Consider the following 17,290-nt stretch of genomic DNA (forward strand, 5'->3'; position numbering starts at 1 on the left):
AGCGCCAGGGCGTTTACTGTTTCAGTGTCCACGCGGTGGTGACGTGCCGCACGCCGCTTACCCGGCTGACCCTGTCCGCCACGCGCCGTCCTTCCTCCGGGGTGACCAGCCCCATAAGGAAAACTTCGCTGTTTTCTGTGATGACTTTGATATCAGAAAGGCGGGTGTCGCTGCTGAGCAGCAGTTTTGTCCGGATATCTGATGCCAGCCAGGCGTCGCTTATTTTCTGGCCTGTACTGATGGCGGTGCCGGTACGGATTTCGTTCCAGGTATGGCTGACGCCGCTGACGGACAGCACCGCTTTTGTGGCGGCCTGCCGTACTGCGTCATCCGGGACTTCCCCTGTGAGCAGAACGTTGCCCTGGTATACCGTGGATATCACGCGGGCCTGCGGTGGAAGTCCGGCTTTGCTGATGGCCCGGCTGACGCGCAGTGCCAGCGTACCGTCGTCAATCTGCCTGCCGGTACTGCGCGGGTCAGTTGCCGTACGGGCGGCAACCGTGGCGGAGGTGACGATGACAGCCGGCGCGCAGCCAGACAGCAGGGTGAGCAGAAGCAGGCATGATATTCCGGGGAAGTGTTTCATTCTTTCATTTCTCCGCAGAAAGGCTCCCGGTGCGGAAACCGAAAAGTGGCGTCTGAGCCGGTTGTGCAGAATATGCAGTACGGTTACGGATGGCTGAAAAAAAAGCCAGCACGAAGGCTGGCCGATAAAATTATACTGGAAGCAATGTGAGCAATGTCGTATTTCCTCAACATACAGGGAGTACCGAATGTTGATATATAAACAATAATCATTCTCAGTTGAGATGTAAAGCGGATTTCCGGTGAATGCGGACATTTATTCCACCGCAATGGCCAGAAAAGCCAGGGAAGCGCACAGGGTGGTCAGCAGTGCGGCGGGCATGATATGTCCGGCATTCCATACCCGGAAGGCAAAAAATGAGGTGAGGAGCACGGGCAGATACAGACAGACCTTCCTGATGACGGGATCCATTGTTCGTTTCCTTCTTATGCTGATTCCGGTGATTCTGCATGCAGCAGGCGGTCTGCTTTTTCGCCTTTTGTGCGGCATGGATTGTGATTTTACGGCTGCATCAGGGTGGGTTTTCCGTCAGGCTGCGATTTCTGGCTGCGGGAGACACACTGTGATTTTTTTTCTGTTTCTGATACTGGCGCTGCTGCTTTACTGCCCGTGCTTCACGCTGCAGTCCGTTTTCGGGCGGAAGCAGGGATTTGAGGTGTTCACACTCCGGCACCGCGGGCGCCGCTGGCGGGGCATTCACCTGGCGGTACGTGAACGGGTGGGCAGAATGACACGCCGCCGGGTGCGGTTTTACCACAACGCGTTTCTCAGGGTGCTGGGTGAAGCGCTGCAGTCCGGGGAGCCGGTACTCTTTCGCTCACACCTGATGCGTCCCGCCCAGGTCGCGCTGGCGTGTCAGACCCTGATATCCTGCGGCAGGCGTTACCACGTTGCCAGGGTGAACATTCCGCCATATGAGCGCCGGCTGATGACGCTGCTGATGCTGTTTCAGGAGTGGCGCTTTGTTCGTGTGCCGGAACAGGGGGTGATGGTGGTGGTCAGTCCGCAACAGAATAACCCGGTATTCCGTGAGTGAATATATTCTGTCATTAAATTGTTTTTTCGGGAACATAATTTACGGATGGTCTGGTGAGAAAATCATTTTAATTTTCTGTTAAAGTCAGATCGAATCGATCGATTAATTTAATTGGAGCTACTGAGTAAATCAGTTTACTGTTTTTGTAAATCAGAAAGCACTAATCAGTAAATCAAAATGATTTTATATCGGTGATAAATATGAATCCGACTTACACAGCACTTGTTCAGTTATTACGCGCCGGTGCGGTTTGCACAGGGACAGATGCATCACAGTTAAATGGGGTGGAGAATACACAGATAACGGTCAGACTGCGTCCGGAAACCCGCATATTTTTTGATGTCTGCTCTGAACGTCTGGGCGTATCCCGGACGGTACGGTTTAACCTGATGGTTGATGGTCTGATGGCTCAGACACTGGACAACACGTCACATAAGGCGGTGACACTGTACGAACGTTTCTGTCTGCTGATGGACGCGCACGGACTGGATGTGATGGAGCAGGTATGCCTGCTTAAACCCTGGGGATTCCGCTCCGGCCTGCTGGCCAGTTGTGAACGTACACTGGATTTGCTGAGTATTCCATTGCTGCAGCAACTGGCCGGCTGGTTTTATGTGGATGTGGACTGGCTGCGGGGGCGCACGGCCTGCCCGGTCTGTGTTCCGGATGGCGACGGTGCTGATAACTGGTCAGCCGTGACAGAGCACCTGCGCGCACTGCCGGGAATGGATGATACCAGCAGTCCGGTCGAGCTGATATTCTGTTTCGTCCGCCGTGCGGCCGGGGAGCCGGTGCGTGACGTGGGGCTGTGTCTGCGTTACCGGCGGCTCACCGGTGAAATGACGGTGCCGGTTGTCAGGTGGTACGGGATGGCGGCATGGCAGGTGCCTTATACACAGGAGGAGTTCCGCCGTTTACAGTCGCTCGCCTGCGGGTCTGCGCGTGGTGAGCCGCTCAGAACACCACCTGAGTCATATCCGCGTATCCGGTGCCGTTATTTCCGGCTGTCTGCCCGCCAGATGCAGGGGCTGGCCCGGGGGGAAGTTCTGCCCGTAATGATACTGAATCATCCACAGGGGGAATATCCGGGAATATAAACACTTTTCATAAATTATTTATCAGGGTGAAATGCCGGGTGTTATTTGCTGAATATCCGGTGACTTAAATAAAATTAACATCTCCGTGCCGGTATTTATTCCGCAGCGGAATGCTTCTGAAAAAAACGCAAGACGGAACCACTGCATAATAATATGCAGGGCAGCCCGTCGCATATCTGAAATAAATGAGACAGGGGATTTAAATAATGAAAAACAGTATTCGCGCCTTTTCTTTATCTCTGCTGCCGATGGCTGTCCTGGCGGCAACAACGGGAACCGCGTCAGCGACAGGTTATTTCGAGGCCCGTAACAGCGCAATGGGCGGAACCGGAGTGGCCTCATCACATTATGGCGCCGCCGCGCTGGCCAACCCGGCGCTGATGACGCATTACGGCGAAAAGGATGATTTCAGTCTGATTCTGCCGTCCATGGGTCTGCAGGTCTCCGACCCGGACCATCTGCAGGACGGGGTGGATGGTGTCCGGGACGCGTGGAACCACTACGATGACGCCCTGTCAGCGGGGACGGTCACTACCGGGGATGCGCAGGCGCTGAAGGACCAGTTGATGAGATTCCGCGATACCGGCGCCTCCGCTCAGGTGGGTGCCGGTATTGTGGCCACGTTACCCAACAGCGTACAGCCGTTTGCACTGGTGGTGAAGGCGTGGGGCACGGCGTCAGTGAACGGGAGCGTCAGCGACCATGACCTGCAGTACCTGGACGACGTTATCGCCGGAAAGGTGACCCCGTCAGACGCGGATAAGGACACCCTGACCTCAAAAGCCCGGGGCCGGGCAGCAGTGGTGACCGATGTGGGCGTGGCGCTGGCGCGTGAATTTGAGTCAGGCGGATTTAAATACTCGGTGGGTGTGACGCCAAAATGGCAGCGCATTGACACGTTCAACTACAACGTCACCGTGAAGGACTATGACAAAAGCGATTTTGACGGTAACCAGTACCGCAATACCACCACCGGGTTTAACGCCGATACTGGTGTTGCCGCAGACCTGAATGATAACTGGACGCTGGGACTGGCGGTGCAGAACATTGTTCCGCGCAGTATCGATACCCGCGAGGTTAACGGCATTAAGGAGACCTTTAAAATCCGGCCGCAGGCCACGGCCGGAGTCTCCTGGCACAACCGCCTGTTTACGGCAGCCGCCGACGTTGACCTGACGCCGGGCAGCAGCTTTAACGGCGATCCGCACCCGCAGTATGCGCGCGTGGGCGGGGAGTTTAACGCCTGGTCATGGGCGCAGGTGCGTGCCGGGTACCAGCAGAGCCTGGACCACAATGAGGGCAGCGCATTCACCGCGGGTATCGGCATTTCCCCGTTTGACGTGGTGCACCTTAACCTGACCGGTCTGGTGGGCACGGACCGGACGTATGGCGCTGTGGCGCAGCTGAGCGTCACATTCTGACAGTGACATATCCGTAACGGGGTGTCGCCGGTATTGCAGGGCATCCCGCTACAGTGAGGAGGTAAAGCGATGACACAACCGGCCAGGAAAAAAGAGACCGCCACGCCGCTGGCGTTGCTGGAAGCAGAACTGACGGCGGCCCGCAGGGTGACCGCCCGATACAGGGCCGCGGTGGAGAAAGCGGAGGCGAGTTATGACGACGCCCGGGAGGCGGAAGCTGATGTCCGGTACCGGTATGACAAAGCCCTGGTGGCCTCCTGGGGCGACACGCCGGACTGGCTGACGCTGCTGGACGGTGACGAAAGCCGCAGCAGTGTTATGTATGAGCTTGCGTGCCGCGGACTGGAGCAGATGGGACTGGGTACCTCAATGATAAATATGGACACCGGGCAGCGGGTGGTGTGGCTGGGGTTCAGTACGGACAGTGAGGAAGAACTGCAGCAGACGCTGCGCGGGGTACAGTTCATCCTGCCGTTTGTAAAAGCCGGTTCCGGCGGTGAGCGGGAAATCAGCATCCGCCATCCCCGGGCAGATGCGTTTGCGCTGTCCCTGACAGTGGATGTGCGCACGCAGGCGGTCAGCGTGGTGAAGCAGGTGTATGGCCGGGAAGAAGCCCGCACCCGTTTTCCGGGTGTGGAAGCCGCGCTGCGGTATATCCGGGATACCCATTCGGATACCAGCATTGAGTCTGATGTACAGCATGCGTTATTAACATCCTGAACCCCGCCACACACCGGCAGATGCCGGAGAGCGGCCAGTCTCAGTCTGATTTATGAGGTCATTTTTATGTGTAACACACCCACACCCTTTCTTATGGCGCGGATTGCCGCGCTCAGCCTGACGGAGCATCAGAATGACATTCTGCAGGCAGTTGACGGCTTTGTCGTGGAGGATGAGCTGAACATTCGCCAGCTGAAACTTCATGCCCGCCATACCCGGAACCGGCTGGCGGACGCCGGTATTGCGGTAAAACTCAACCATGCCCTGGAGCTGGTATCGGGGGCTCATGGTTTTCGTGACTGGCAGGCGGCGCTGGCCGGTCTGCGGGAGAGAGACGGGGTATGAGAAGACTGACCGACCGGGACGTACACCGCATGTATGAGCGGCTGCAGCGTTATCCGCGGGCCACCCGGTGCCTGACGCGCGAGGATGCGCTGCAGTTACTGGATGAGGTTATCTGCCGGCGCATGGCGGAGAGGCTGCCTGCGGACAGGCTGCAGTCGTGGATAACCGGCAGCGTGACATCCCGCCCTCAGCCTGCTCCCGGCAGGTGGATATGGCTGAAGGACCACCTGGCCCATGCAGTGACCACGCTGGGCGGTCTGTATCAGTATCCGTTTTCGGCGTCATGGGATGCGCTGCTGTGCCGGCTGCTGGATTCGGGCATGATTACAGGGAGTGATGCATACACACTGACCTTCGCGATGAACGGGCAGACGATGATGGTGTGGCGCGCCGGCAGGTGGTATGGGTATGGAACACTGTTTGCGGTTAATGGCATCCCTCTGTCAGACAGACAAAAGTGGCGGCCGCGCTTTGCCACCCTGCGTCGCCTGCATGCGGTGGCGGAACACCATGATATGACCCGGCGAACTGACAATCCGCATCCGGTATCTGTCCCGGGACAGGTGATGCCTGACACTGAGCTTTGAACAGATAAAACCAGACACTCTGGCGGCGGTGTTGCCCGGTCACGGGGAATACCGGGGGCGGGGTGGCAAAGAGTTCCGCAGATGGTGGTTTATTAAACGCGTATTAATGGAAATGTTAACCACATTCGGGATAATAATATGAGTCTGAAGGACCTGGATGTAACCGATTATCTTTTCATTCTTTTTCTGATATTTGTGCTGGCAGGATCCTGGTCATTTCTGAATCATATTATTGAACAGTTCCTTCTGGATCAGGCTGTTGTGACGTTACCGGACATCAGGGTTATCGGAAAAGTCACGGAAAGTATCCCGGTAAATAACTATACTGCCCGTCTGCGGCTGGATGACGGTACCACGCTGATACTGGAAACCACGGACGCCATTCCGGCCGGCATGACGGCAGTGCTGCGCCGGACAGCCAACCAGAAGGACTGGCTGTGTCTGAAAACGCTGAGTACGGAGAATATCAAATGTTACCGGCTGCAGGGCGATCTCTTCTGAATCCGTCAGAATATGACTGTACCGTTCATGGAAATGCCGGACGAACAGATTAATTTTATTTTTCAGGATATGAATTTCGCATTTTATTCAGCTTGCTCAGGATGGGGATTGATGATATTTCCTGAAGGCAGTGAATGAGAGTTTTATAAAACACAACGAATCGTATAACAGGCGCAGGCTGAAATGAATAAAGAAAGTCTTTCCTGGTGGTTGTCACTGTTGTTTTCGGGCATCGCCAGTTATTGTTTCTGGTTGCAGATGAGTCCTGGCTGGAACCGGAAATATCTTTTCCCTGAAACAATTATTGCAACCATGCTGTCCTTCACTGCAGCGTCCGGGGTGGTGTTACATCTGCTTCATTATTCAGACAGGCTCCGTCCTCCCGTATTTCTGGCGCTCAGTATTCTGCTCTCACTGGCTGCTGTTTCCTGGATATGGCTGACTGGCGATAGTTTCCACTCCCTGAATTAAACGTGGATCCCTTTTATGAATATTACGATATTGAAAGCAATGATGATTTCCATGCCCGGAAACCAGATGAAAAACATTATAAAGGATAACGTGTATTTATGTTTTGCCAGTTCCTGAAAATACTGATGTATTATTACAGTTATACCATATGAATACCGTCAGGGATATAGTTATTAATATCGGATCTTCTACGATGTATATCAGGCATGGCCAGCTGTTACTGTTTATGTAAAAGATTCCGGATGCAGTTAAAACCAGTATGGTATTACCTGATAATGTTTCCTGGATGATATTTCTGATGATTTCCGGTGATTTCATATCGCTGATTATACTTATTAATTTTCTCACCAGTACTGTTTCCTTATTTGTGTTGCCAGTGGCCTGATGTGTAACATTTTTACTGTAACGTTATCTTTATTTAAATAGCATGAATCAGTCTGGTAGTGTGGATGTGAACCGGTCATCCTGTGGGTGACTGAACAGCAGCGTAATCGTTTGTGGAGGGCAGAACAGATGTCAGTGGCTGAAAATTTGACAGAAGAAGCAGTATTAACCGATTTTAATCCGAATATGATGGCGTGCGGACGCGCGGTTAAACAAACGGTCAGGCTGACCTTCGGGTGCTGGCGGTACAGGGGAACGTTTGAGTTTGAGGTCGGGGGGAATATTACAGGGCTGGATGCTATTCGTTATGCGGTGGAAATTCTGTATGAAAGTCTGCCGTCAGTGGTGGTGAAGGACGGCAACCGGGAATGCGACATGGAAATGGTGACAATTGAGCTGGATGGTATTACCTGCGCTGACGACGACCTCCGTGGTGTAGAGTGGCTGGCTGATATGCTCGTCAGCGCAGAGATTATCCGCTATGAGCCGGACGGGACGTTGTGATGTTCAGTCTTGTTCAGCGGGGGCAACTGTATGCCGATGATAACGGCTGGCCGGTTATCATTTATGACTGCGATGCCCGCCGGGTTGTATGCCGGCGGGAGGATGGTCGCCTGCGCCCGGTCTCCATCCGTGAATTTAACGGCAGGTTCGAACGCCTGGAGCACGACGAATACCGCCAGATAAAAGCGGAAATGGAACAGGAAGAAAATATTAAAAACTTACGCGCACGGCGCGGGAGGTCAGGATGAAAAACAGCCTGGAAGATTTACATAACCATCTTTTTGCGCAACTGGAGCGGCTGTCTGACGAAAACGTTAAGGGTGATGCGCTGAAGGAGGAAATCAGCCGGGCAAGGGCGGTGTCAGAAATTGCCAGGGGGATTGTGTAAAACGGTAATCTGGCCCTGAAGGCGCAGAAGATGCAGGGTGACGGGCTGATAAAAAATACGCCCCGGTATCTGGAGTCAAAATAATGGCGCGGTTTATTTACACCCGTGAGATGAAGGCCTGGATGCAGGACAACTATCTGCTGCGGCTGGACAGGCTGGTTATGGCTTTTAATTTACACTTTGGCACCACCCGGTCATCGGAATCGCTTAACGGCCTGCGTAAGCGGCTTAACCTGCGAACCGGTCGCCGCGGATGTTTCGTTCCGGGGAGTGTGCCTGCGAATAAAGGAACCCGGGGCGTCAGGAAAGCCAGCCGGGGCAGTTTTAAAAAGGGACACAGGCCCGGAAATACCGCCTGTGTCGGGGATGAAGTGCTGACGGAAGACGGCTACATCCGGGTGAAGGTGGCAGATCCAAATCACTGGCAGCTGAAGCACCGTCTTGTATGGGAACAGTACCGGGGAGAAATACCGGAGAATGGCGTTGTCAGGTTCATTGATGATAACCGGCGTAACTGCGATATCGGCAATCTGATGCTGGTCACGAAAGCGGATAACGCCGTGATGAACCGCTGGTACGCCGGCTCCTCCCCGGAATACAGGCAGGCTGCGCTGGCGATGGCGCAGATAAAAATGGCGATAACTCGCCGGCAGCGGGAAATAAAATAAAGTAACCCCCACACGGCGTTGACAGAACCGTGCTGAGAGTAATCTTATGCGGATTTACGGTGACCATAATGAGATATCCGGGCGACAGGGGAGAGTGACTGTGGACATTTATGTGGGATTACTGGTGACCGGCGTGGTGCTGGCGCTGCTCAGCCTGATTGCCGGTGACTGGCTGGAGAGTATTTTTTGCCTGGATGCGCTGCATCCGATGGTGGTGGCGTCAGCCTGCACCATGACGGGCGGAGCGGGCATACTGCTGCTGAAACATACGGCGCTGGCCACGTTTACCGTGCTGGCGCTGGCACTGGCCGGCGCGCTGGTTCTGTCCGTGGCGGTGTTTTACGGCTATGTGCGACCGCTGCGCCATTCGGAGACCTCCACGGCGTTTTCCATGAAAGAGCTGGCGGGGAAAGAAGCGGTGGTGAGCGTGACGATTCCGGCGCAGGGGTATGGTGAAGTGATGGTACGCATCGGTGCCGGACAGACCTTTCAGGTGGCTGCCAGCTTTGACGGCACGCAGACTGAGAAAGAAACAACCGTGGTGATTGTCGAGGTGAGCGACGGTGTCGTTTACGTCTCACCATTTTCATTAGAGTGAACAGGGAAAACACAGCATGCTGAGTCTGGATATTTTTGTTATTCCGGCGGTGATTGTTGCCGTCATTGTGATTTGCGGTCTGGCGTTCTGGGCCCGTTACCGGACGGTGGGACCCGAGCAGGCGATGATTGTGACCGGCTCGTTTCTGGGCAACGGCAACGCGGTCATCAGCGATGACCCGGGGCGTAAGGTCAAGATAGTCAGGGGCGGCGGGGCGTTTATCTGGCCGGTTTTCCAGCAGTCGCAGTATCTGTCGCTGTTGTCCCACAAGCTCGATATCTCCACGCCGGAAGTCTACACCTCCGAAGGGGTGCCGGTACTGGCCAACGGGGTGGCCATCATCAAGGTCGGTGGCGCCACGGATGATATTGCCACGGCGGCGGAGCAGTTCCTGGGCAAGCCGGTGGACGCGCTGAAGGGCGAGGCGCGGGAGGTGCTGGAAGGTCACCTGCGTGCCATTCTGGGCGGGATGACGGTGGAGGAGGTGTACCGTAACCGGGACAAATTTGCCCAGGAGGTACAGGGCGTTGCGGCCCGCGACCTGAAGAAGATGGGGCTGCAGATAGTCTCCTTCACCATCAAGGATGTCCAGGATAACCACGGGTATCTGGACGCGCTGGGGAAACCGCGGATAGCGGCGGTCAAGCGTGACGCGGAAATCGCCGAGGCGGAGGCGGTGCGGGATGCGCGTATCCGCAAGGCCCTGGCGGAGGAGGAAGGGCAGAAAGCCGAACTGCTGCGTGACACCAGTATCGCCGAAGCGACAAAAGAGAAAGAGCTGAAGGTGGCGGCGTTCCGTAAAGAGCAGGAAACCGCGAAGGCGGATGCGGACCAGGCCTACCAGATTCAGGAAGCCATCGCGCAGCAGAAGGCGGTGGAAGAACAGATGAAGGTGGAGCTGGTACGCAAGGAGCGTGAAATCGACCTGAAGGAAAAAGAAATTCTGGTGAGCCAGAAGCAGTACGACGCGGATGTGAAGAAAAAGGCAGACGCGGATAAATACGCGGTGGAGCAGGCGGCGGAAGCTGAGAAAGTGAAACAGATGCGCCTGGCGGAGGCGAGCCAGTACACGACCGAGTCGCAGGCGAAGGCCAGTGCGGAAAAAATTCGTCTGGATGGTCTGGCGCAGGCGGAGTCTGCGAAGGCGAAGGGGGCGGCAGAAGCGGAAGTGATACGTCTGCGGGGACTGGCGGAAGCGGAGGCCAGGGAACGTCAGGCAGATGCGTTTGAGAAGTTTGGCCAGGCGGCGGTGCTGGATATCGTGGCGAAGATGCTGCCGGAGCTGGCGGGTAAGGTGGCGGCGCCCCTTGCCTCCATTGATAAACTGACGGTAGTGGACAGCGGTAACGGCAATGGCGCCCTGCAACTGAGCCAGTATGTGACGCAACTGATGGCGACGGCGCCGGAAATGCTGAAGAATGTGTCGGGTATCGATGTCACGAAGCTTGTCAGGGGGCTGACGGAGAAAAAGGACGGGGCGCCGACAGTGGCGGAATACGCTGAAACTTCAGATAATAAGGATAAAAGGGAGGCGTGAGCGAATGGTAAAAACGCATACGGGGAAGGTTGAAGTGACAACGGCCCTGGGAAAAATACGGAAAAACGTCGGGCTTTACCGGTCAGAGAAGGCGTGGGTGGTCACCGCCGGGGAGACGTACAGCCCGGAGACCGGGCTGCGTAACGGCGGCACGGTGCGGACCAGCGTGCTGCTGCTGGACACCATCAGGGCATTACCGGGAAAGGGAATATCCGGACAGGGATGATTGAAAAACGCAGGCTGCATACCCTAAGGTTAGCGTTTTACGGTCACTGAAGGTTCTGATGAATAAATTGTTAATGGAAAGCCCCTCCGTGCGGCGGCGTATGCCGTCCATGCCGTTTCTGAAATGGGCGGGAGGCAAGCGGCGCAGTCTGGACACGCTGCTGCGCTGGTTGCCCTCTCCGGATGAGGTGGAGTGTCTGGTGGAGCCGTTTGTGGGCGGGGGCAGCGTTTTTCTGGGGACGGATTACCGGCAGTACCTGCTGGCGGATATCAATGCCGACCTGATTGATGTGTATCTCCACGCCAGGGACGACCCGTCGGGGCTGGTTAAACGCCTGGAGAAACTGTTCCACGAGGGTAACAACGAGGAAGCCTACCGGGAGAGCAAGGACGAGTTCAACCGTATCAGTCCCGGTCCGGAGAAATCGGCGCTGTTTATCTACCTGAACCAGCACTGTTTCAACGGTATCTGCCGGTATAACAAACGGGGTATCTTCAACGTACCGTTTGGCCGGCGGAAGTCAGCTTACATACCGGAAACGGAAATCATGGTATTTGCCCGGAAGACGGAGCGGTGCCATGTTTCGTTTTTCCACGCGGGGTTTGAGGACACGCTGAAGATGACAACGTCGGGGATGTTTTCAGGGATATCGTGTTCGGTGTACTGCGACCCGCCGTATCTGCCGGTGAGCCCGACTGCGGGGTTCACGACATACAGCGGGGAGGTGTTCACGATGGCGGACCATGAGCGACTGGCGGGCCAGCTGGCAGAACTCCATACCCGGAAAGGGATGCCGGTGGTGATATCGGCGAGTGACACACCGCTCAGTCACAGTATATACGGGCAGGCAGGGTTCCGGCTGTACGGGCATCAGGTATCGAGAACGGTGTCGGCAAGCGCGGCGTCACGGAAGGCGGCAGGCGAACTGACGGGTGTACTGGGTTAACGTTAAGCAGGGTGGTGTCGGAGGGATAAGCGATGGATGATGTGATGAGTGATTTTCAGGCACTGATAATTCGCGATTTTCTGGAAGAGAATATTGAGCTGTTTGCTGAGTTCTGCAACCGTGACGGACGGGATGGTGAGAGTATTATGGCTGAAATCTTCACGGTGCTGGGTATACTGAGCGGCGATGAGTGACGGTCAGCGCCCCGTCCGCGCAGCCTGCTGACGGGGCATTTTGTGTTAATTTAATACCTTTTATTTTTATTTTCCGGTTATGAATTTACGGTAGCGTCGGTGGAGGGGGGGCTGCACAGTTGCCACAGACCACTACTGTACACTGACCGGAGGTATTCATCAGATGGGGATAACCGATTTTTTTATCGACTGGTTTTTAATGGTGTTTACGTTACCAGTGCCTGTTTTTTTTGTTATTTGTTTTATTATTGCGCTTTTTATTCCTGAAATAGCATTCATTGCTGATAAGATCTCCAGGTTCCTGAAAAGAGTTACACGGCGACAGGACTGAAATGATAAATTTCAGAGATATGTCAGTCATTAAGAAACGTTGCATGTGATATGTGATCAGGAAGAAAGCAAGAACTACTGTTATCAGTGCGCTTGTTAACGCACAGAATATCAGTGATTTTATAAGTTCTCCCCATTCACCTGAGAGTATTTTTTCTCCGGCCAGTTCAATGGAGTGTGGTGGGTTGTATATTGCAACTGTAAGCAGAAAAACCAGTGCAGCGCAAAACAGCTTAAGAAATGATAGTTTTTTTCGCATGTGACTATCTGTGGTTTTATTATTCTTCTGGCGAAAAGTAGGGCTGGTATCGACCAGTGGTATTGATTTTCGCAGTTCCTGAGGATCTTCATTTCCAGTTTTCCGGCGTCTTTTATATTCATGAAAAAATAAAAGCATATTACAATTATGTTGACAATGTAAATATTCAAAAACAAATTAATAATTCCTTCACTGGAGATGAATTCAAAAGGATGAGATTTTGAATAGAAATAGATTATAGTTAAAATTAAAGGCAGGATTGTTACCCATGCGAAAATTTTTCTTTCATGTTTCATCCTGGGAAATACAGTCTTTTCAGCGAAAGTCTCCAGTATCTCTCTGGTTTCTGATAACAGTTTTATCCTTTCCTCATTGTTATTGTATGAACTGAGTGAGGTGTTTATTTTTCTGGTTTTCCGTGTCATATGAGCTCCTGACATAAATAACGTTTCAAATTAGTGCTCCACTTGAGGGTTTAGCTCAATTTTAGAGCAGGATGGGGGGGGCTGAAGCTCTGGCCCGGCGTCAGCCCTGTGTTCTGGGTTGGGGATTGAATTCTGGATGCATCCCTTGACACACAAGGTTCTCAGCAAAGTGATCTACTATTCTGAAACGTTATTTATCTGTTGTGTAGTTTGTGAAGTGGGTTCTGTTTTTTTTGGGGGCACTTCTGGCCAGGTGACTGTCAACCAGATAATCCCCCGAAGCCACCATCATATTAACATGCACAGAGGTAAAAATTCTGTCTGACGGAATGCCAGCGTCGATCATCCTGATGACAGTCCTCATCACTTTTATTTTCATTTTCCGGTTTTGATTTGCCTGCTGAATCCTGCAGGCACTTTCCGCATAGTCATGATAAACGCAAACCGACAGTCAGAGGACTTTTGTCATGACAACACTCACGGCCGTGCCGGCATTTGTGCCCGGTGATGAAGAGGCCCCCATTTCCTCATATCTGAGCAGTCCGGCTCCGGAAGAGAGCGCGGATTCACCGGTGTCGCAGGACGACGGGGCCTCCGCGGCGGATACCCCGACCACTGCAGAAGAAACCTCCGCACAGCAGGCCTCGCACCGGCTGGGAGGCAAAGGAAGCCGGCGGGCTGAACCAGCGTCCCGGAGAAAACTGTTGTCACGGGTATGGGCGATTTTTTCGGGGATTCTGATCCCGGGGCTGATATGTGCGTTGGCACTCCTGTGGCAGACAGTCAGACAGCAGGAAATTTTGCTGACCTCGCTGGACACGGCGTTTCGCAGCGGGCGTGTGGATGTTCTGCCGCAGCGTGTTCAGGCGCTGGAGGAGAAACAGCAGCAGTACCTGTCCCTGACGCAGGCGCAGGACTGGCGCGGGGAGGACGGTAAGGCCCGGGAGGCGCTGAAAGCGCAGGTGATGCAACTGGTCAAAGACAGTGAACAGGTCCGGGCCGACGTGACGGCGCTGGCAACACAGCAGGACGCGCTGAAGCAACTGACGGACACGCTGTCGTCCCGGCTGGATGAACAGGTCACCCGCATTGATGCACTGTCAGTCTGGAAAACGCAGCGGGAAGAAAAGGCAACCGGCACAGCGACAAAGCTGTCCCCGAAGGCCCGCCATGAGCCGGCTGCCGCCTCCGCGCCGGTGAAAGCTCCCGTGGTTTCCCGCGCCCTTACGCCGCCGTTCGTCCTGACGGGCGTGGAGCGCCGGGGAGGACAGGCGTATGCGGTGGTGCTGCCTGCCGGAGCGGGGAGCGACTGGTCACAGCTGCATATGCTGCTCCCCGGGGAGAGTTACCGGGGCTGGACGCTGGTCAGTACCGACGGCAACCGGGCGGCGTTTCAGGTTAACGGCCGCATACAGCAGCTGACGCCATAGCCGGGCAGGGAGGAGATAACGATGCAAATGCTGAAAAAAATAACGCTGAATGCCGTGACGCTGGCCTGCTTCGTGCCGTCAGTATGCGGTTCTGCTGCGGCATCGGTCAGCGCCGGACATAACGCCAGTGCAACTGCCCGCCAGACGGAGACGGTGACGTCACAGGTACAGCAGACACAGACAGACAACAGCGCCCGGGAGTCGGCGGTCTGGGGGCTCAGCGACACACAGTGGCAGCAGTACCTGGATGTGATGAAGGGTCCCCGCGGAGTTCAGTCACCGGGGATTGACCCGGTGATGGCGTTGGGCCTTGAGGCGGAGTCTGCCGCCGAACGCCGGCAGATGGCGGAGCTGTGGGTGAAACAGGAATACCGGCGGGTGGAGAAGGAGCTGGCGTTTCAGCGCGAAGTTGACGCGGCCTGGAAGCGGCGGTATCCGGGCGTCCTGCCGGTGAACATGGGGAACGCGACCGGCGTGGCGCACGACACGCACGGGCGTCTGGCGCTGTTTGTCAGACGTGAGAACTGCCCGCAGTGTGATGCCCGGCTGAGTGCCGTTCTTGCCGACAACCGGCCGGTGGATATCTACCTGGTGGACAGTGGCGGCAGTGATGATGTCATCCGCCAGTGGGCGCTGGCGCACCATATTCCGGTGGATAAGGTCCGCAGCCGTCAGGTCACTCTTAACCATGATAATGGTAACTGGCTGAAATTCGGTCAGGGACGTATGCCGGTGGTGCTGCAGCAGGGGGAGGGCGGATGGCAAATCGCGGCATTCTGAGTATTTCGGCATCAGCCGGTTTACTGATGATATTAACGGCAGGATTTTCATCGCCTGCAGCAGCACAACAGGCACAGGGGCAACCGTTACCGGCCGGCAGCCCGGTGCCTGAAGGTTACCGGCAGGTGGCAGAAGAGTACGGCGTCCCGGCAGAAGCGCTGTATTCGGTGTCCCTGGCTGAAACCTCAAGACGGCTGCCGCAGGGGGAACGCCCGTGGCCGTGGACACTTAACGTGGCGGGCAAGGGATACCGGTACGCCACCCGGGAGGAGGCATACCAGGCGCTGCTGGGGTTTATGCGCCGTTATCCGCTGAAGCGGATTGATGTGGGGATTGCCCAGGTGAACCTGGGGTGGAACGGCGGGTATTTCGGCAATTACCGTGAAGCTCTGGAGCCGTACACCAACCTGCGGGCCGCCGCACAAATCCTGCACCACTGCTACGACCTGAATCCCGGCAGCTGGCTGCAGGCGGCGGGGTGTTACCACCATCCGGCGGGCGGAAAACCGGCCCGGACCTACCGGGCCATTGTACAGCGGAAGCTGGCGACGATTACGCCGGCAGAACCGCGCCCACGCAGTACGGCTTATCCATCCCTGCCGTCAGTGCCGGTGACAGCGGAAGAAACGGCGCTGCGGTGGGCGGAGCCTCAGATGCCGGGAGAACACTGAAATGAAAAGACACCTTCCACATTATGTTCATACCCTGCATGCCACAGTCCGCCACACCCTGGTGCCGGTTGCACTTGTCGGGCTGCTGACCACCTCCGCGATGGCGGCACTGACCGTGGTGGCGGACCTCGGCGGTGAGCCCACCGCTCCCCTGTTTGACGCCATCAACAATGAGGCGAATGAGTTCACGCCGCCGCGGTCGCTGTCTCCGCCATCACCCCCGCAGCCGTCCGCGCCTGTCACGGTGGATGGGATGCTGCCGGTGACCACGCCGGAGATGACGCCGGGCAGGGTGGAGGCGCGCAGTCTGGCGCTGGCGGGCATGACGCCGGTATTTCTGGTCGGGGACGATGCGCTGTCCCGGGACTGGCTGGCGCAGCGACGGGCTGACCTGCTGCGTATGAACGCCACAGGTCTGGTGGTGAACGTCACTGACAGCGCCGTCCTGCGGGAACTGCAGGCGGGTGCCCCGGGCCTGACGCTGCTGCCGGCGTCCGCCAGTGATATCGCGCGTCGTCTTCAGCTCAGGCACTACCCGGTGCTGATTACGGACCGCGGGCTGTCACAGTGAGGCGCTGATGCTGTCGGTCATACTGCTTCTTTTTCTGCTGCTGGCGGTTTTCGTTGCCGCCGGGTTCAGCCGGAGAGCGGGCGCCCGGGTTCGCCGCCACCGCCGTTACCGGCAGACGGCAGAGCGGGTGCTGACCCGCCTGCCCCAACTGGCCTCAGACGGCGCCAGGCTGAACTACCTGCGCAGAATCAACCCGTACGTGTTTGAGGAACTGCTGTTACTGGCCCTGGAGGATCAGGGACTGAAGGTTATCCGTAACCCGTCATACAGCGGGGACGGCGGACTTGATGGTCAGGTGTTTATTGCCGGTGAAAGGTGGCTTATTCAGGCCAAACGCTACAGCCGGAGCATTTCACCACAGCACGTCCGGGATTTTGGTGAACTGCTTGCCCGTGAAAATTGTTGCGGTTTTTTTATCCATACCGGGCGCACGGGGCGTAAAAGCCGTGACGGCCTGCAGATGTACCCGCAGGTACAGCTCGTCAGCGGACAGCGGCTGCTGAACCTGCTGGCAGGGCGGCAGGACTGGTACTGACGGCATGTAAACAATATCAGGCCAGAGGGTATTCAGTGTGTCATCAGTGGAGTAACAACAATGTATGTGACAGAGGTGAG

General features: G+C 55.8%; 25 protein-coding genes. 22 read left to right on the forward strand and 3 right to left on the reverse strand.

Features of this window, described 5'->3' with window-relative positions; genetic code table 11:
• Positions 1-13: 13 nt before the first annotated feature.
• Positions 14-586, reverse strand: a complete 573-nt coding sequence (gene dolP / locus HV477_RS19090; RefSeq protein ID WP_175065288.1) for a division/outer membrane stress-associated lipid-binding lipoprotein — start codon at positions 584-586, stop codon at positions 14-16.
• A 255-nt stretch (positions 587-841) separates the two neighbouring features.
• Positions 842-997, reverse strand: a complete 156-nt coding sequence (locus HV477_RS19095; protein ID WP_175065289.1) for a hypothetical protein — start codon at positions 995-997, stop codon at positions 842-844.
• Between the two features lie 151 nt (positions 998-1,148).
• Between HV477_RS19095 and HV477_RS19100 the strand changes: the two genes are divergently transcribed.
• The 17 genes from HV477_RS19100 to HV477_RS19180 all read left to right on the forward strand — a co-directional run bounded on the left by HV477_RS19100 (position 1,149) and on the right by HV477_RS19180 (position 12,209).
• Positions 1,149-1,622 carry a hypothetical protein gene (locus HV477_RS19100; RefSeq protein ID WP_175065290.1) on the forward strand — a complete coding sequence of 158 codons (474 nt, stop codon included), beginning with the start codon at positions 1,149-1,151 and terminating at the stop codon, positions 1,620-1,622.
• Positions 1,623-1,906: 284 nt separating this feature from the next.
• Positions 1,907-2,719 carry a hypothetical protein gene (locus HV477_RS19105; RefSeq protein ID WP_175065291.1) on the forward strand — a complete coding sequence of 271 codons (813 nt, stop codon included), beginning with the start codon at positions 1,907-1,909 and terminating at the stop codon, positions 2,717-2,719.
• Between the two features lie 206 nt (positions 2,720-2,925).
• Positions 2,926-4,140: a conjugal transfer protein TraF gene (locus HV477_RS19110; RefSeq protein WP_175065292.1), complete on the forward strand. Its 1,215-nt coding sequence runs from the start codon at positions 2,926-2,928 to the stop codon at positions 4,138-4,140.
• 69 nt (positions 4,141-4,209) lie between these two features.
• Positions 4,210-4,860 carry a hypothetical protein gene (locus tag HV477_RS19115; protein WP_175065293.1) on the forward strand — a complete coding sequence of 217 codons (651 nt, stop codon included), beginning with the start codon at positions 4,210-4,212 and terminating at the stop codon, positions 4,858-4,860.
• A 66-nt stretch (positions 4,861-4,926) separates the two neighbouring features.
• Positions 4,927-5,205 (forward strand): glyoxalase superfamily protein, encoded by a 279-nt coding sequence (locus HV477_RS19120; RefSeq protein ID WP_175065294.1) that lies wholly within the window; start codon positions 4,927-4,929, stop codon positions 5,203-5,205.
• Positions 5,202-5,792, forward strand: a complete 591-nt coding sequence (locus HV477_RS19125) for a hypothetical protein (protein WP_175065295.1) — start codon at positions 5,202-5,204, stop codon at positions 5,790-5,792. Before HV477_RS19120 ends, HV477_RS19125 begins: the two co-directional genes overlap by 4 nt.
• Positions 5,793-5,930: 138 nt before the next feature.
• A complete protein-coding gene (locus HV477_RS19130; protein ID WP_175065296.1) occupies positions 5,931-6,293 on the forward strand; it encodes a hypothetical protein in 363 nt (120 codons plus the stop codon).
• Positions 6,294-6,476: 183 nt separating this feature from the next.
• Complete coding sequence (locus tag HV477_RS19135) at positions 6,477-6,764, forward strand: hypothetical protein (protein ID WP_175065297.1); 288 nt, start codon at positions 6,477-6,479, stop codon at positions 6,762-6,764.
• Positions 6,765-7,277: 513 nt separating this feature from the next.
• Entirely contained in the window at positions 7,278-7,652 is a 375-nt protein-coding gene (locus HV477_RS19140; protein WP_175065298.1) for a DUF5406 family protein, read from the forward strand.
• Complete coding sequence (locus HV477_RS19145; protein WP_175065299.1) at positions 7,652-7,900, forward strand: DUF4222 domain-containing protein; 249 nt, start codon at positions 7,652-7,654, stop codon at positions 7,898-7,900. Before HV477_RS19140 ends, HV477_RS19145 begins: the two co-directional genes overlap by 1 nt.
• Positions 7,897-8,040 carry a hypothetical protein gene (locus tag HV477_RS28500; RefSeq protein WP_254621694.1) on the forward strand — a complete coding sequence of 48 codons (144 nt, stop codon included), beginning with the start codon at positions 7,897-7,899 and terminating at the stop codon, positions 8,038-8,040. Before HV477_RS19145 ends, HV477_RS28500 begins: the two co-directional genes overlap by 4 nt.
• Before the next feature lie 83 nt (positions 8,041-8,123).
• Positions 8,124-8,708: an HNH endonuclease signature motif containing protein gene (locus HV477_RS19155; protein ID WP_175065300.1), complete on the forward strand. Its 585-nt coding sequence runs from the start codon at positions 8,124-8,126 to the stop codon at positions 8,706-8,708.
• A gap of 100 nt (positions 8,709-8,808) precedes the next feature.
• On the forward strand, positions 8,809-9,306 hold the full coding sequence (locus HV477_RS19160) for an NfeD family protein (protein ID WP_175065301.1): 498 nt from the start codon (positions 8,809-8,811) through the stop codon (positions 9,304-9,306).
• Between the two features lie 16 nt (positions 9,307-9,322).
• A complete protein-coding gene (locus tag HV477_RS19165; protein ID WP_175065302.1) occupies positions 9,323-10,843 on the forward strand; it encodes a flotillin family protein in 1,521 nt (506 codons plus the stop codon).
• Positions 10,844-10,847: 4 nt separating this feature from the next.
• A complete protein-coding gene (locus tag HV477_RS19170) occupies positions 10,848-11,069 on the forward strand; it encodes a hypothetical protein (RefSeq protein ID WP_175065303.1) in 222 nt (73 codons plus the stop codon).
• 58 nt (positions 11,070-11,127) lie between these two features.
• Entirely contained in the window at positions 11,128-12,015 is an 888-nt protein-coding gene (locus HV477_RS19175; protein WP_254621683.1) for a Dam family site-specific DNA-(adenine-N6)-methyltransferase, read from the forward strand.
• A gap of 44 nt (positions 12,016-12,059) precedes the next feature.
• Positions 12,060-12,209: a hypothetical protein gene (locus HV477_RS19180; RefSeq protein ID WP_175065304.1), complete on the forward strand. Its 150-nt coding sequence runs from the start codon at positions 12,060-12,062 to the stop codon at positions 12,207-12,209.
• 450 nt (positions 12,210-12,659) lie between these two features.
• On the opposite strand, the gene HV477_RS19185 is transcribed toward HV477_RS19180, so the two are convergent.
• Positions 12,660-13,223 (reverse strand): hypothetical protein, encoded by a 564-nt coding sequence (locus HV477_RS19185; RefSeq protein WP_175065305.1) that lies wholly within the window; start codon positions 13,221-13,223, stop codon positions 12,660-12,662.
• 467 nt (positions 13,224-13,690) lie between these two features.
• On the opposite strand from HV477_RS19185, the gene HV477_RS19190 reads away from it, so the two are divergent.
• Genes HV477_RS19190 through HV477_RS19210 form a run of 5 tightly spaced genes read left to right on the forward strand, consistent with a single transcriptional unit; the run spans position 13,691 to position 17,210 of the window.
• Entirely contained in the window at positions 13,691-14,653 is a 963-nt protein-coding gene (locus HV477_RS19190; RefSeq protein WP_175065306.1) for a hypothetical protein, read from the forward strand.
• A 21-nt stretch (positions 14,654-14,674) separates the two neighbouring features.
• Complete coding sequence (locus HV477_RS19195; RefSeq protein ID WP_175065307.1) at positions 14,675-15,433, forward strand: TIGR03759 family integrating conjugative element protein; 759 nt, start codon at positions 14,675-14,677, stop codon at positions 15,431-15,433.
• Positions 15,434-15,459: 26 nt separating this feature from the next.
• Positions 15,460-16,104, forward strand: coding sequence for a lytic transglycosylase domain-containing protein (locus HV477_RS19200; RefSeq protein ID WP_375372880.1), 645 nt, complete (start codon positions 15,460-15,462; stop codon positions 16,102-16,104).
• Between the two features lies 1 nt (position 16,105).
• Positions 16,106-16,675: an integrating conjugative element protein gene (locus tag HV477_RS19205; protein ID WP_175065309.1), complete on the forward strand. Its 570-nt coding sequence runs from the start codon at positions 16,106-16,108 to the stop codon at positions 16,673-16,675.
• Positions 16,676-16,682: 7 nt separating this feature from the next.
• Entirely contained in the window at positions 16,683-17,210 is a 528-nt protein-coding gene (locus HV477_RS19210) for a restriction endonuclease (protein WP_175065310.1), read from the forward strand.
• The last annotated feature ends 80 nt before the right edge of the window (positions 17,211-17,290 follow it).

Origin of the sequence: Salmonella sp. SG203 (assembly GCF_013350575.1) — a bacterium.
Classification (GTDB): domain Bacteria; phylum Pseudomonadota; class Gammaproteobacteria; order Enterobacterales; family Enterobacteriaceae; genus Salmonella; species Salmonella enterica.